Here is a 13669-nt window from a genome sequence, read left to right as displayed (position 1 = left end):
CATGGGACACGCTCTCGACCGTATCCGCATCGGCTCGGCACCCGACTCCTGGGGCGTGTGGTTCCCCGACGACCCCCGACAGGTGCCCTGGGAACGCTTCCTGGACGAGGTCGCCGAGGCCGGCTACTCCTGGATCGAACTGGGCCCCTACGGCTATCTGCCGACCGACCCGGTCCGTCTCACCGACGAGGTGGCCAGGCGGAGGCTGAGCGTCTCGGCGGGCACGGTCTTCACCGGCCTGCACCGCGGCCCGTCCGTGTGGGAGTCCACCTGGGCGCACGTCAGCGAAGTGGCCGCGCTCACCCAGGCGATGGGCGCCCGGCATCTCGTCGTCATCCCGTCCTTCTGGCGGGACGACAAGACGGCCGAGATCCTGGAGCCGCCGGAGCTGACGGGCGAACAGTGGGCCCATCTCACCAAGGGCATGGAGCGGCTCGGCCACGAGGTGAAGGAGACGTACGGCCTGGACCTCGTCGTCCATCCGCACGCCGACACGCACCTCGACACCGAGCCCCACGTGGAACGCTTCCTCGACTCCACCGACAGCGAACTGGTCAACCTCTGCCTGGACACCGGTCACTACGCCTACTGCGGCGGCGACAGCGTCCAGTTGATCGAGACCTACGGCGAACGCATCGGCTACCTCCACCTCAAGCAGGTCGACCCGCAGATCCTCGCCGACGTCGTCCGCGACGAGGTGCCGTTCGGGCCCGCCGTCCAGCGCGGGGTGATGTGCGAACCGCCGTCCGGCGTACCTGAGTTGGAGCCGGTCCTGGTTGCGGCGCAGCGGCTGGGCGTGGAGCTGTTCGCGATCGTCGAGCAGGACATGTACCCGTGCGAGCCGGACGCCCCGCTGCCCATCGCGGTGCGCACCCGGAAGTTCCTACGGTCCTGCGGGGCGTGAGCGGTCGCTGACCAGGCGCGTCGCGCCGTCGCCGACAGGCGGCGGCGCGCCCGCGCTCGTATGGTGGGGGTGATGGGCCGCATGCGGCCCGTGCCCCCTGGTGCGGCTGTGCGGCGCAACCTCCTCATGCGGGAGAAGGCCGATGACACACCCGTACATGCGACTGCGCCGGGGGATCGTCGTCGCCGCCACGGTGGGGGCGTTGGTGGTGCCGACCGCGGGCGGGGCGACGGCACTGCCGTCCTCGGCCGCCGAGACCGCCACCGCCGCCGAACCACCCTCGCCGTCCTCTTCCGGGGACGGCGTCGTCGAACTCACCCCCGCCGTGCGGCAGCAGGTCGACGCGGCCGTCCAGCGGGTCATGAAGCAGGCGAACGTGCCCGGGGTGAGCGTCGGCATCTGGACGCCCGACAAGGGCCATTACGTGAAGTCCTTCGGCGTCCGCGACAAGAGCACCGGCCAGAAGATGACCCCGGACCTCTTCGTACGGATCGGCAGCGAGACCAAGACGTTCACCGTCACGGCGGTCCTGCAACTGGTCGACGAGGGGAAGATCGGCCTCGACGACCCCATCGGCAAGTACATCGACGGCGTGCCGAACGGTGACAGGATCACCCTGCGGCAGCTGGCCGGCATGCGCAGCGGACTGTTCAACTACTCCGCCGACCCGGGCTTCTACAAGGCCCTGACAACCGATCCCCAGCGGCCGTTCACCCCGCAGCAGTTGCTCGACTACTCCTTCAAACACCCCGTGCTGTTCCAGCCGGGCGAGAAGTTCTACTACTGCAACACCAACCTGATCCTGCTCGGCCTGGTCGTCGAGAAGATGAGCGGCGCGCACCTCAACGACTACATCCACGACCACATCCTGGATCCCGCCGGTATGCACGACACCCTGTTCCCGACCGGCAACGAGTTCCCCACCCCGCACTCCCAGGGCTACACGAACCAGACCGCGACCGGGAAGGTCGAGGACTCGGCCGACTGGAACCCCTCCTGGGGCTGGGCGGCCGGCGCGATGATCTCCACACTGGACGACCTGCGGATCTGGGCGCGCACCGTGGCCACCGGCGTGCTGCCCGACGGCCACCGGATGGTCAGCGCCGCCACCCAGAAGCAGCGCCTGATCACACCGGCCACGCCCATCCCGGGCGCCGGATACGGTCTCGGCATCTTCAACGTGCAGGGCTGGATCGGCCACAACGGCTCGCTGCCCGGCTACGAGACCCTGACCGTCTATCTGCCGTCGGCGCGAGCGACCATCGTCGTCGTGCTGAATACCGACATCAACTACAAGAACCAGGAGCCGAGCACCGTGTTCGGCGACGCGATCACGACGATCGTCTCCCCGAACCACGTCTTCAACCTGCCGGCGGAACCGGCGGCGCACTGAGAACGTTCGGACAGGTGCAAGGTGTGGAGCAGGAAAGGGGAGGGTGAGATGCACGAGGACGACAAGCCCGACACGACGGAGGCCCAGCGCCGGGCCCGGTTCGGCGCGCTGCCGGAGCGGATCAGCCCGCAGGACATGGTGGAGGAACAGCCCGCCCTGCCGAAGGACCCGTCGCGCGACCACTACGACCCCGACGAAGTGGCCGTTCGCTACGGCCTGTGAGAGCCGTTGGCCACGGCCGGTGAGCGTGGCGAAGGGCGACCGGGAACAGCGTGCCCCGGTCGCCCTTCGCCGCAGGCTCAGGAGGCCCGCACCTCCGCGATCGTCACCGGCCGGTGCTCGTGCAGGGACAGCGTGCAGGCGTCCGCGATCCAGCCCGCCTCCAGAGCGTCCTCGATCGTGCAGGGAGAGGGGCGGGAGCCGGCCACGACCTCGGTGAACGCGCTCAGTTCGGCGCGGTAGGCGGCGGTGAAGCGGTCCATGAAGAAGTCGTGCGGGGTGCCGGCCGGGAAGGTCACCCCGGGCTCCACCGAGCGCAGCGGCAGCTTGTCCTCCAGGCCCACGGCGATCGAGTCCGCGAACCCGTGGATCTCCATCCGCACGTCGTAACCGCGGGCGTTGTGGCGGGAGTTGGAGACCACCGCGATCGTGCCGTCGTCGAGGGTGAGGATCGCGCCGGTGGTGTCGGCGTCGCCCGCCTCCTTGATGTAGTCGGCGCCCCGGTTGCCGCCGACCGCGTACACCTCGGTCACCTCGCGGCCCGTGACCCAGCGGATGATGTCGAAGTCGTGCACGGAACAGTCCCGGAAGATGCCCCCGGACGCGGCGATGTACGCGGCGGGCGGCGGGGCCGGGTCCAGCGTGGTCGAGCGGACCGTGTGCAGCTTGCCCAGTTCGCCGGCCTGCACCGCCGCCCGCGCGGCGACGAAGCCCGCGTCGAAGCGGCGGTTGTAACCGATCTGGATGGGGACGGCGGAGCCCTGGACGGCCTTGAGGACGGCCACGCCCTCGCTCATCGTCCTGGCGACGGGCTTCTCGCAGAAAACGGGGACGCCCGCCTCGACGGCGGCCAGGATCAGACCCGGGTGGGCGTCGGTCGCCGCGGCGATCACCACACCGTCCACGCCGGCGGCCAGCACGGCCTCGGGGGAGTCCGCGACCTCGGCGCCGAACCGCTCGGCCGCGTTCTTGGCGGCCTCCGCGAACGGGTCGGCGACGACGAGCGACTCGACGGCGTCGAGTCCGGAGAGGGTCTCGGCGTGGAAGGCGCCGATGCGGCCGAGGCCGAGGATTCCGATGCGCATGGGGGTCACAGCTCCTAGCGAGTCGTACAGAGGCATACAGGGGACGGGGGAGAAGTGGGTCTAGTCGAGTCCGCCGAGCACGTTCTGGTCCCAGTCGATCACCGAACCGGTGACCACGCCCGACCGGTCGGACAGCAGGAAGACCACGAAGTCGGCGATCTCGTCCGGCTGGCCCAGCTTGCCCATGGGCAGTCGGGCGGCGGCCTGCTCGCGCCAGTCGTCCCCGGCGCCGTGGAAGGACCTCTGGGTCGCGTCCTCGCCCTCGGTGGCCGTCCAGCCGATGTTCAGGCCGTTGATCCGGACCCGGTCGAAGCGGTGGGCGTGCGCGGCGTTGCGGGTCAGACCGACCAGGCCGGCCTTGGCGGCGACGTACGGCGCGAGGAACGGCTGACCGCCGTGCGCCGAGGAGGTGATGATGTTGACGATCGTGCCGGGCGACTCGCGGGCCAGCATGTCCGCCACCGCCGCCTGCATGGCGAAGAACGGCGCCTTGAGGTTGATCGCGATGTGCTGGTCGAACAGCTCGGGCGTGGTGTCGAGGAGCGTCCCGCGCGACGTGAGCCCGGCCGAGTTCACCAGGCAGTCGACCCGGCCGTACGCGGCGACCGTCTCGGCCACCGACGTCTTCGCCTGCTCGGCGTCCGCCAGGTCGGCCCGCACGAAGAGCGCCTTGCCACCCGCGGCGGTCAGCTCCGCCACCAGCGCCTCGCCCGGTTCCGGTCGCCGTCCGGTGACGGCGACGAGCGCGCCCTCACGGACCGCGGCCCGCGCGATGGCCGCGCCGACGCCCTGGCTGCCGCCGTTGACGAGGACGACCTTGTCGTCGAGAAGTCCCATGTGCAGAGGTTCCTTTCAGCTGGTGCGCCGCATGGCGCCGGCCCGCAGCTCGTCGCGGAGCGCCCGCGGGGTCCACTCCTCGCGCACCGCACGCCGGACCACGTCCGCCTGCGAGGGCGGGGCCAGGCCGTCGACGGGCGGGTCGCTGTCGAGGTTGGTGGGGAAGGGGTAGCCCTCGGCGCTCGCCGCGATCACGTGCTCCAGCCACTCCTCGCCGACGCCCTGTGCCCGGCGCTTCAGCAGCACGGGGAAGACCGCGTTCGCCACCGCCTCCCGGTCCACGGTCTCCATCGCCCGCCCGAAGGCCGAGGACACCTGGAGCAGGTTGGCCATCCGGCGTACGTCGGCGGTGCGGTTGGTGCCGGCGGCGTGCAGGACGGCCGGGTTGAAGAAGGCCGCGTCGCCCTTCGCCAGGGGCAGTTGGACGTGGTGCCCGTCGAAGTACTCCTGGAACTGCGGCAGCCGCCACGCCAGATAGCCGGGCTCGAAGGTCTGCGAGTACGGCAGGTACAGCGTGGGACCGGACTCCACCGGCATGTCGCAGTGCGCGACCGCGCCCTGGAGCGTGAGCACCGGGGAGAGCCGGTGGACGTGCGCCGGATAGGCGGCGGCCGCCCCGTCGGAGAGGAACCCGAGGTGGTAGTCGCGGTGCGGGCGCTGCGCCGCGCCGCCCGGGTTCACCACGTTGACCTGGGAGGTCACCTGGTAGCCGGGGCCGAGCCAGGCCCGGGAGACCAGCGCGAGGACATCGTTGGCGTAATACTCGGCGAATGCCTCCGGGTCGTACAGGGCGGCCTTCTCCAGGGCGTTCCAGACGCGGTCGTTGGCGCCGGGCGTCGCGAAGTGGTCGCCGGCCGTCGCACCCGAGGCATGCTGCTCGGCGATGAGCGCGTCGAAGACGGCGCTGGTCCGGTCGACGACCGCCGGATCGGGGAAAGCGCCCCGGAAGACGACGACACCGGGGCCGTCGGTCAGGGCCCGCACCAGCTCGGCGCGCATCGCACGGTCCGCTCCGTCGGCGCGCAGCCGCTCACTGTCGTAGACGAGGACGTTCTTCTCGACGGCAGTGGCGCGCGGGAAGTCGGCGGGGTCGGTTTCGCGCTCGACGAGCGGGCGGAAGACGTCGAGGTCGCAGTCCTGCTCGGTCAGCCAGACGCGGTCCCCGGCATGGCCCTGCGCGGAGGTGAAGGACATCCTTGTCCCTTCGATGACAATGGCGGCTCAGCGCTGCCATTCTTGTCATGACAAAACCATCGAGCAACCAGCAGACAGCCATCAAAAACCCCTCAAGCAGACCTCCCGGCGAACCGTCCGGCAGACCTCCCAGGAGCCTCCCGTGGGCCACCCCTTTCCCATCCGTGAGATCGCACGTCAGGCGGGTCTCAGCGAGGCCACCGTCGACCGGGTTCTCAACGGCAGGGGAGGGGTGCGCGAGTCCACCGCGCAGGAGGTCCAGCGGGCCATCGCCGACCTCGACCGTCAGCGCACCCAGGTCCGACTCGTCGGCCGCACCTTCATGATCGACATCGTGATGCAGGCGCCGGAACGCTTCACCACCGCCGTCCGGGCCGCCCTGGAGGCCGAACTGCCGTCCCTGCACCCGGCCGTGCTGCGCTCCCGCTTCCACTTCCGGGAGACCGGCCCGGTCCAGGAGCAGGTCGCGACCCTGGACCGGATAGCCCGGCGCGGTTCCCAGGGAGTGATCCTCAAGGCCCCGGACGTCCCCGACATCACCGCCGCCGTCGGCCGGCTGGTCGCCGCAGGCATCCCGGTCGTCACCCTCGTCACGGATCTGCCCGCCAGCGCCCGCCTCGCCTACGTCGGCATCGACGACCGGGCCGCAGGCGCCACCGCCGCCTACCTCATGGGCCAGTGGCTCGGCGACCGGCCCGGCAATGTGCTCACCAGCCTGAGCAGCGGGTTCTTCCGCAACGAGGAGGAGCGCGAGATGGGCTTCCGCAGCGTGATGCGGGCCCGCCATCCCGAGCGCGCACTCGTCGAGATCACCGAGGGACAGGGGCTGGACGCCACCCAGTACGACCTCGTCCGGGCCGCGCTGGAACGCGATCCGGACATCCGCGCCGTCTACTCCATCGGCGGCGGCAACATCGCTGCCCTGCGCGCCTTCGCCGACCTCGGCCGGGAGTGCGCGGTGTTCGTCGCGCACGACCTCGACCACGACAACACCCGGCTGCTGCGCGAGCACCGGCTGTCCGCCGTCCTCCACCACGACCTGCGCCACGATGTGCGCGAGGCCTGTCACACGGTGATGCGGGCCCACGGCGCGCTGCCGCCGGCCGGGCCCCTGCTGCCGTCGGCGATCCAGGTGGTCACCCCGTACAACATGCCGCCCCAGGCGGCGGCCGGCTGACGCGGGCCGACACCTGGGGCGCGGGCTGTGACTGTGCGGTGCCGCTCTGCTCAGTGCCGCAGGGCCGGCGCCTCGGCGGCCGGGCTGACGCGGGCCGCGCTGCGGTACGTCGAGACGCCCACGGCCAGCAGCCAGTAGCTGAGGACGGCCCCCATCAGCGCGGTCGTGCCCCAGCCGTTCGCCGCGTAGAAGAACGCGGGGTCGTTGCCGAAGAACAGCGACGGCACGAACGCCAGGTTGATCCCGGCCAGGACGTACGCCGAGCGGCCGGTCCAGCGCGGCAGCAGGCGGGTCCGGGAGACGGCGTACCCGAGGGCGGTCAGGAACAGCGCCAGCATGAGGCGGGAGATCGACCCGTACAGGATGTAGGTGCCGCTGACGTCGATGGTCGGGTCGATCGGATGGTCGACGGCGATGACCGCGCCGGCCTCCAGGCCCATCGAGACCAGGATGACGACGGCGTAGACGAGGCCGGTGGAGAAGGCGATCGAGCCGATCCACTCATGGGCGGGGTCGACCCGCCTCACCAGTTCGCGGAACGCCGTCACGAACACCACCAGGCAGGCCAGCGCGACGATCCCGATGAGCAGCCGGGACAGCACGTTGCCGTCCGGCGGCGGGCCGTCGTAGACGAAGTACAGCGGAACCTGGACGATGAGGGCGACCGCGGCGACGACGGCGGCGAGGCCGGTCAGTCGGCGGGCGATGACTTCGGACATGGGGTCCCCCGAGTTCTCGGTGTGGCGGAATCGGTGTCGGCGTCCGGGTGTTCGTGCGCTCGCTCGCCGACCCTTGAAGCCTGCCGTCTCCGCGGCGCGCGGTCCCTGGGCCTGAGGACCGGACCGGGGGTGTTCCCAGGGCCACCCCTACGGGTGGACGTCCACCCAGGAGCCGCTCCGGGCGGAGTGGGTCATCGCCTCCAGCACGGTCGCGCTCGCCGCCGGCGGCGCGGCTGTGGCCCGCCGTCGCCCTGGTCGGGCGGCCCCGCTCGGGCACGAAGACCGCGGTGTCGGCCGCCAGGGACGTGATGTCGCCGAGCAGGAAGCGGGCCAGTGCCGCATGGTCCTCGAAGGGCTCTGCGCGGCGAAGGCCGCCGTCGCCGCCGGCGACGAGCAACTCGCCGAGCTGACGGAGCTGGAACTCACACCTCGCCCTCGCCGCCACGGCGTCCATGGTGGGGGAGGGGCTCGAAGCCACCGTGCTCGCGGACGGCTCGATTCGGCTACGCGTCGCGCCTGTGCAGCAGCAGGCTGCCGACCAGCAGCGCGGCCACGGCCCACGCCGCGAGCACGCCCAGGCCGGCCCATGGGCCGATGGGCTGCTCGTGCAGATGGACGGTGGCTTGGACCGCGAGCCCGGCGCTCATGGGCGAGATCTGCTGGAGGTGGCGCTGCCACTCCGGGTCGTTGACCACCCGGGTGACGACCGGGAAGACGTAGAGCAACCCGAGCACGATCCCGATGGCGCTCGCCGCCTCCCGTACCGCCGTCGCCACGCCGAGGCCGATCAGGGCGATCAGGACGAGGTAGAGGACCGAGCCCACGGCCGCCCGCAGGGTCGGGCCGTCGGCCAGGGAGAGCGGGGCATAGCCGTGCGCCCCGGTGAATCCGTTGCCGGGCAGGATGTAGCGGCCGGCGAGGAGGGAGACCAGGACCGCAGCCGTCCCGGAGACGAGGACGACCGTGGTGAGGATCGTCGCCTTGGCGGTGAGTACGGTGATCCGGTTCGGCACTGCCATGAGCGTGGTGCGGATCATCCCGGTGCCGTACTCGCCGCTGACGGCCAGCACCGCGAGGACGGCGATGACCGCCTGCCCCACGGTGACGCCGGTCAGGGCGAGCTTGACGGCGTCCTGGCCGCACCCCGCGTCCGGGCACTTCACGGCCTTGGCGGTGCCGCAGCCGACGGCCACGGTCAGCGCGACGGCGAGCAGAAGCAACCTGCCCATTTCCCCTGCGGTGCGCAGCTTTGTCCACTCCGCGCACAAGGCGCGGCCGAAGTCCCCTCGCCAGGCGCCGTGCGCCGTGCTCGCGAGTCGCGCACCGCTCAGGAGACTCATACGTCCCTCCCACGCAGCCGCACCACGGCCAGACCGAAGGCGAGCGCGGCGTATCCGCACAGCACGGCGAGGCCGGCCCAGGGCGCCAGCGGGTAGTAGCCGGTCGACGGCTCGTACACGCTGAGCACCTGCGCGTACTGCGGCAGGGTCTGCTGGATGGCGAAGCCCGCAGCCGGGGTCACCCGCAGCAGCCACTCCGAGACGCCCGGGGGCAGTACGCCGGAGGTGGCAAGCAGGAAGGGCAGCACGATCGACGCGATGACCAGGGCGACCGCCGTGCCGCTGCGCCGCAGCAGGGCACCGACGCCGAGAGCGAGCACGGCGGCGGCTGCGCAGAGCAGGCCGGTTCCGACCATGACGCGCACTTCGGTCGCCGACGTGACGGGGAAGACATGGAAGCCCCTGCCGCGCGCGCTGCGTTCCCCGATGGGAACGGTGATCGCGGCGGCCACCAGGCCGATGGCGAACGCGACGCCCCCGGCAACCAATGCCTTGGCGTCAAGCACCCGGCCCCGCAGGGGAGTTGCCGCCACGGTCGTACGCAGCAGACCACGCCGATACTCGCCGGTGATGAACACCGTGCCCACGGCGATCACCACGATCAGCCCGGCGAAGGTGCCGACGAGGAAGTTCTCGACGGAGAAGCCGACGCCCATGACGGGCCCGCCGACGACCGGTGCGATGTCACCGGCCCCGGTCACGGTGAACCCGCCGCCGTCGGTCTGCGTGAAGCCGCCCTTGGTGGTGTTCGTGTAGCTGCCGGAAGTGCCCGCGTCGCCGCCCATCTGTGTGCCGCTCCACGCACTCTGGGACCAGCCACCGGTGAGGCCGGGACGGCCGAAGGCGCCGGTGGCCACGGCGGGGCTGAAGCCCGTGCCCGCCGCGGTGTCCTGCTTCGCCTCCGGTGACGTGGCGAAGAGCCCGGCCTGCACGGTGCGCGCAAGCCCAGGCAGCTTCGTATGGCCGACCTTGGTCCAGTGGGAGCCGTCGGTAGAGGCGTAACCGGTGAGGCTGTCACCGGAGCGGACCAGCCGCAGCCAGCGCGGGGACCCCTGGGTGACCTTGCCGGAAGGGCCCGCCGTGTCGTGCGTGTAGTCGTACTGCATGCGCACGCCGTGACCGCCGGTGGCCATGACCGCCGCGTACGGGGATCCCTGGGTGAGGCTTTCCTTCACGATGATCCCTGCCTTCGCCCAGGGCTGGGCGCCCTGGGCCGTCCTGCCGATCCCGGTGTCGACCGCACCGGTCAGGGACCGCAGGGCAACGGTGAGGACGCCGTCGCCGGTGAGCGTCCTGTGGACGAAGTAGAAGTTGTCATTGACGGCCTCGCCGCCGGGGCCTTTCGGGTACGTGGCGGAGTCGGCGCCGCGACCGCCGGGGGCGGCCGTGCCGAGTAGGCCGACCACGATCGTCGCCAGGAGCGCCCCTGCCATGGCGAGGACCCAGCCGCGTACCGTACGGAACTTCGTCCACTCGGCGTGCAGCGTTCTGAGGAACCCGCTCCGCCCAGCGCGTCTCGTGGCCGGGAGGCGAGGGGTGAGGGTGGCGGTCATCGCGTGGGCTCCCCCGCCGGGATGCCCCGGTACTCCACCGCGTGCCGGGTGAGCTCCATGTACGCCTCTTCGAGCGTCGCCCGGTGCGCGGACACCTGGGAGAACGGCACCCCGTTCCGGGCGAGCAGGGCCACGATCTCCTCGTCGGGCAGGCCCGTGACGCCGAGGGTGTCGGGGCCGGTGGCGAGAACGGTGGCGCCCGCGCCCTGCAGGACCTCGGCGGCGCGCGGAGGCACGGAGGTACGCAGGGTGACCCGGCCGCCCGACGCCTCGGCGAGCAGCTCGGACACGCTGGTGTCCGCGACGACCCGGCCGCGACCGATCACCACGAGATGGTCCGCGGTGTCTTCGAGTTCGCTCATCAGGTGACTGGAGACCAGGACGGCGCGGCCCTGCCGGGCCAGCTCCGCCAGGAACCCGCGCATCCACACGATGCCGTCGGGGTCGAGGCCGTTGAACGGCTCGTCCAGCATGACCACCGGCGGGTCACCGAGCAGCGCCGCCGCGATCCCCAGGCGCTGGCGCATGCCCAGCGAGAAGCCGCCGGCCTTGCGCCGGGCCGCGGTGCCCAGGCCGGCCTGTTCGATGACCTCGTCCACGCGCCGGGGCGGCAGGCCCTGTGAGTGGGCCAGCCACAGCAGGTGGTTACGGGCGGTGCGGCTCGGCTGCAGCGCGGAGGCGTCGAGCAGTGCCCCCAGATGTCGAAGCGGGCGACGCAGGGTGCCGTACGGTACCCCGCCGACCAGGGCCTTTCCCTCAGCTGCGTCAAGGCCCAGGATCACGCGCATGGTGGTGGACTTGCCCGCGCCGTTCGGGCCGACGAAGCCGGTCACACGTCCGGGCCGCACGGTGAACGTCATCCCGTCCAGAGCCAGCCGTGGCCCGAAGCGTTTACGCAGACCGATGACCTCGATCGTCGCCTTCGTACTCTCATCGCTCATGGGCGCCACCCTGCGACGGAGCGCGTTACAGGGGCCGAACGGCCACTGTCATCTCGCTGTTAGGCGCCTCGGCTTAGCCTGGCCCGGTACGTGTCCTGGTGCGGTGGCGAGAGGGAGCATGCGGATGAAATGGGGTCCGCCCCGACGGCTCGCGGGCCTGACTGCCCGGCTCGGCCTGCGCCGTGGCACTGCCCGCACCCGCTTCACCGCCTTGTACGTGACTCTGTTCCTGCTGTCGGGAACGGCGCTGCTCGCCATCGCGGCCCTGGTGGCATCCGGCGGATCGCGCTCCAGCCAGACCGCCCTCGATGGTGGCACCGATCAGCGAGCCACGGCGGCACAGGCCCAGGGCCGCATCGACGATCTGGAGCAGCAGCTGGCCCAGGCGCACGACACCCAGTCCCGGCAGATCCTGCTCGGCTCCGCCATCGCCCTCGGCGTCATGGCGGTGATCTCGGTCGGCCTCGGCTGGTTCGTCGCCGGCCGGGTGCTGCGCCCGCTGCGCGTGATGACAGCGGCCACCCGCCGGATCACCGCCGACAGCCTGCACGAACGCCTGGCCATCGGCGGCCCCGGCGACGAGGTGAAGGACCTCGCCGACACCATCGACGACCTCCTCGGCCGCCTGGAGGGCTCCTTCGACGCCCAGCGCCTCTTCGTCGCCAACGCCTCCCACGAGCTGCGCACCCCGCTCACCACGATGCGGGCCTCCCTGGACGTGGCCCTCGCCAAGCCGGGCCCAGTGCCCGAGACCACGGCCACGCTGGCCGCCCGGATGCGCGCCGAACTCGATCAGGTGGACCGGCTGCTGGAGAGTTTCCTCGTCCTGGCTCGCACCCAGCACGGCGAGTTCACCGACTCGGCGCGCCTCACCCTCGGCCAACTCGCGCGGACCGCCCTGACCGGACGGGCAAAGGACATTGCGGCCAAGGGCCTGACCGTGCGTGAAAACCGGATCGACGACTCCGCGTGGGTGTGGGGCAGCCAGACGTTGCTGCGCCGCGCGGTCGACAACGTGGTCGACAACGCGATCGCGCACAACGATCCCGAGGGCTGGATCAGTGTCGCGGTACGGGCCGAAGGAGACGGCGCAGGCGCGGTGTCCCTCGTCGTCGAGTCCAGCGGCCCGGTCCTCGACCAGCGGCGGGTGGCGGACCTCGCGCAGCCCTTCCGCCGCCTTGGCGCCGACCGGACCGGCACCGGCCAGGGAAGCGGCCTCGGCCTCTCCATCGTCGCGGCCATCACTGAGGCCCACCATGGCACCCTGGACCTGCGCGCCCGCCCCGACGGCGGCCTGCGCGTCACCATCACCCTCCCCCGTACGGACGGCAGGGCGACGGCGGATGCTCCCAACACAGAGACGGGCGTGGCGCGTTGAGAGTCCTGGTGGTCGACGACGCCCGCCCCCTCGCCGAAGTCGTCGCCGAGGGACTGCGCGACCAGGGCATGGCCGTGGACGTGGCCCACGACGGGCTCGACGCCGCGGCCAAGCTGGACGTCAACGCGTACGACGTCGTCGTGCTCGACCGCGACCTGCCGGGCATCCACGGCGACACCCTCTGCCAGATGATCACCGAGCGGGACGGCCGCGTGATGGTCCTGATGCTGACCGCCGCCGACTCACCCGGCGACCGCGTCAGCGGCCTGACCCTGGGCGCCGACGACTACCTCGCCAAGCCCTTCCACTTTCCCGAACTCATCCTGCGCATCCGGGCCCTGGCCCGCCGCCGGCCCGCCGCCCGGTCCCGCACCCTGAGCACGGCGGGCATCGAACTCGACCCGATGCGCCGCACCGCCAGCCGCGACGGCCACCAACTCGACCTCTCCGTCAAGGAATTCGCGGTACTCGAAGCCCTCCTGAACGCGAGCCCCGCCTTCCTCAGCACGGAGAACCTCCTCGAACAGGTCTGGGACGAACACGCCGACCCGTTCACCAACACCGTCACGGTGACCATCAGCCGCCTGCGCCGCAAACTCGGCGACCCCCCGGTCATCGCCACCACACCCGGCGTGGGGTATCGGATCATCGACCCAGCCGTCCCACCAGACTGAGCAGCCGCCAGGGGCCGGCGGCCCGCGAGCGGAGGCGGTGCTCAGTGCACCCCACTCCAGTCATCTGCGCAGCCGACCTCGGAGACCGCCAACCGGATGGCGCTGGAGGCCCGGGTCCTCGCGCAGGCCATCGGCCAGCACGCGTACCTGGCCCGGTATCCGTCGCCGACGCGGGGCACCTTCTCCTCGTCGAGCAGCCGGCCGCGGTCGCCGAGATCGTCGCGGAGGCGGCCACGGCGTCGGTGCGCTGAACGA

General features: G+C 71.6%; 13 protein-coding genes and 1 pseudogene. 7 read left to right on the top strand and 7 right to left on the bottom strand.

Translation table 11 applies throughout. The features are described from left to right. The first annotated feature begins 1 nt into the window (after position 1). From B5557_RS06215 to B5557_RS44165, 3 genes are all read left to right on the top strand, one after another. Positions 2-904, top strand: coding sequence for a sugar phosphate isomerase/epimerase family protein (locus tag B5557_RS06215; RefSeq protein WP_079658174.1), 903 nt, complete (start codon positions 2-4; stop codon positions 902-904). A 142-nt stretch (positions 905-1046) separates the two neighbouring features. Then, complete coding sequence (locus tag B5557_RS06210) at positions 1047-2297, top strand: serine hydrolase domain-containing protein (protein ID WP_079658173.1); 1251 nt, start codon at positions 1047-1049, stop codon at positions 2295-2297. A gap of 48 nt (positions 2298-2345) precedes the next feature. Then, entirely contained in the window at positions 2346-2519 is a 174-nt protein-coding gene (locus B5557_RS44165; protein WP_173877646.1) for a hypothetical protein, read from the top strand. A 77-nt stretch (positions 2520-2596) separates the two neighbouring features. Here B5557_RS44165 and B5557_RS06205 read toward each other — a convergent pair whose 3' ends face one another. From B5557_RS06205 to B5557_RS06195, 3 genes are read right to left on the bottom strand one after another with little or no spacing between them, the layout of a single operon-like run. After that, positions 2597-3601 carry a Gfo/Idh/MocA family protein gene (locus tag B5557_RS06205; protein WP_079658172.1) on the bottom strand — a complete coding sequence of 335 codons (1005 nt, stop codon included), beginning with the start codon at positions 3599-3601 and terminating at the stop codon, positions 2597-2599. A 60-nt stretch (positions 3602-3661) separates the two neighbouring features. Beyond that, the gene (locus tag B5557_RS06200) at positions 3662-4438 is read right to left on the bottom strand and encodes an SDR family oxidoreductase (protein WP_079658171.1); all 777 of its coding nucleotides are present in this window, start codon (positions 4436-4438) and stop codon (positions 3662-3664) included. Between the two features lie 15 nt (positions 4439-4453). Then, on the bottom strand, positions 4454-5632 hold the full coding sequence (locus B5557_RS06195) for a phytanoyl-CoA dioxygenase family protein (RefSeq protein ID WP_079658170.1): 1179 nt from the start codon (positions 5630-5632) through the stop codon (positions 4454-4456). A gap of 142 nt (positions 5633-5774) precedes the next feature. Between B5557_RS06195 and B5557_RS06190 the strand changes: the two genes are divergently transcribed. Beyond that, entirely contained in the window at positions 5775-6809 is a 1035-nt protein-coding gene (locus B5557_RS06190; protein WP_079658169.1) for a LacI family DNA-binding transcriptional regulator, read from the top strand. A gap of 50 nt (positions 6810-6859) precedes the next feature. Here B5557_RS06190 and B5557_RS06185 read toward each other — a convergent pair whose 3' ends face one another. Next, positions 6860-7528, bottom strand: coding sequence for a hypothetical protein (locus B5557_RS06185; RefSeq protein ID WP_079658168.1), 669 nt, complete (start codon positions 7526-7528; stop codon positions 6860-6862). Between the two features lie 283 nt (positions 7529-7811). On the opposite strand from B5557_RS06185, the pseudogene B5557_RS46140 reads away from it, so the two are divergent. Then, positions 7812-7946 (top strand): annotated as a pseudogene (locus B5557_RS46140) (GntR family transcriptional regulator); the annotation flags it as partial. A gap of 85 nt (positions 7947-8031) precedes the next feature. Here the strand turns inward: B5557_RS46140 and B5557_RS06180 are convergent. From B5557_RS06180 to B5557_RS06170, 3 genes are read right to left on the bottom strand one after another with little or no spacing between them, the layout of a single operon-like run. Then, positions 8032-8868, bottom strand: a complete 837-nt coding sequence (locus B5557_RS06180; RefSeq protein WP_079658167.1) for an ABC transporter permease subunit — start codon at positions 8866-8868, stop codon at positions 8032-8034. Then, a complete protein-coding gene (locus B5557_RS06175; RefSeq protein WP_079658166.1) occupies positions 8865-10421 on the bottom strand; it encodes an ABC transporter permease subunit in 1557 nt (518 codons plus the stop codon). The genes B5557_RS06180 and B5557_RS06175 overlap by 4 nt, the downstream gene beginning before the upstream one ends. Beyond that, the gene (locus B5557_RS06170) at positions 10418-11362 is read right to left on the bottom strand and encodes an ABC transporter ATP-binding protein (protein WP_079658165.1); all 945 of its coding nucleotides are present in this window, start codon (positions 11360-11362) and stop codon (positions 10418-10420) included. Before B5557_RS06170 ends, B5557_RS06175 begins: the two co-directional genes overlap by 4 nt. 124 nt (positions 11363-11486) lie before the next feature. Between B5557_RS06170 and B5557_RS06165 the strand changes: the two genes are divergently transcribed. Next, positions 11487-12740, top strand: a complete 1254-nt coding sequence (locus tag B5557_RS06165) for a sensor histidine kinase (protein WP_173877645.1) — start codon at positions 11487-11489, stop codon at positions 12738-12740. Next, positions 12737-13414, top strand: a complete 678-nt coding sequence (locus tag B5557_RS06160) for a response regulator transcription factor (protein WP_197697289.1) — start codon at positions 12737-12739, stop codon at positions 13412-13414. The genes B5557_RS06165 and B5557_RS06160 overlap by 4 nt, the downstream gene beginning before the upstream one ends. Positions 13415-13669 lie beyond the last annotated feature (255 nt).

The sequence above is a fragment of the Streptomyces sp. 3214.6 genome, from assembly GCF_900129855.1.
Classification (GTDB): domain Bacteria; phylum Actinomycetota; class Actinomycetes; order Streptomycetales; family Streptomycetaceae; genus Streptomyces; species Streptomyces soliscabiei.
The sequence above is the reverse complement of the archived record's forward strand: the minus strand, read 5'-3'. Positions and strand labels throughout refer to the sequence as shown.

What these genes read in the sequence shown, in the direction of transcription:
- B5557_RS06215 (WP_079658174.1), top strand. Translation starts at nt 2, where the DNA reads ATGGGACACGCTCTCGACCGTATCCGCATCGGCTCGGCACCCGACTCC.
- B5557_RS06210 (WP_079658173.1), top strand. Translation starts at nt 1,047, where the DNA reads ATGACACACCCGTACATGCGACTGCGCCGGGGGATCGTCGTCGCCGCC.
- B5557_RS44165 (WP_173877646.1), top strand. Translation starts at nt 2,346, where the DNA reads ATGCACGAGGACGACAAGCCCGACACGACGGAGGCCCAGCGCCGGGCC.
- B5557_RS06205 (WP_079658172.1), bottom strand. Translation starts at nt 3,601, where the DNA reads ATGCGCATCGGAATCCTCGGCCTCGGCCGCATCGGCGCCTTCCACGCC.
- B5557_RS06200 (WP_079658171.1), bottom strand. Translation starts at nt 4,438, where the DNA reads ATGGGACTTCTCGACGACAAGGTCGTCCTCGTCAACGGCGGCAGCCAG.
- B5557_RS06195 (WP_079658170.1), bottom strand. Translation starts at nt 5,632, where the DNA reads ATGTCCTTCACCTCCGCGCAGGGCCATGCCGGGGACCGCGTCTGGCTG.
- B5557_RS06185 (WP_079658168.1), bottom strand. Translation starts at nt 7,528, where the DNA reads ATGTCCGAAGTCATCGCCCGCCGACTGACCGGCCTCGCCGCCGTCGTC.
- B5557_RS06180 (WP_079658167.1), bottom strand. Translation starts at nt 8,868, where the DNA reads ATGAGTCTCCTGAGCGGTGCGCGACTCGCGAGCACGGCGCACGGCGCC.
- B5557_RS06175 (WP_079658166.1), bottom strand. Translation starts at nt 10,421, where the DNA reads ATGACCGCCACCCTCACCCCTCGCCTCCCGGCCACGAGACGCGCTGGG.
- B5557_RS06170 (WP_079658165.1), bottom strand. Translation starts at nt 11,362, where the DNA reads ATGAGCGATGAGAGTACGAAGGCGACGATCGAGGTCATCGGTCTGCGT.
- B5557_RS06165 (WP_173877645.1), top strand. Translation starts at nt 11,487, where the DNA reads ATGAAATGGGGTCCGCCCCGACGGCTCGCGGGCCTGACTGCCCGGCTC.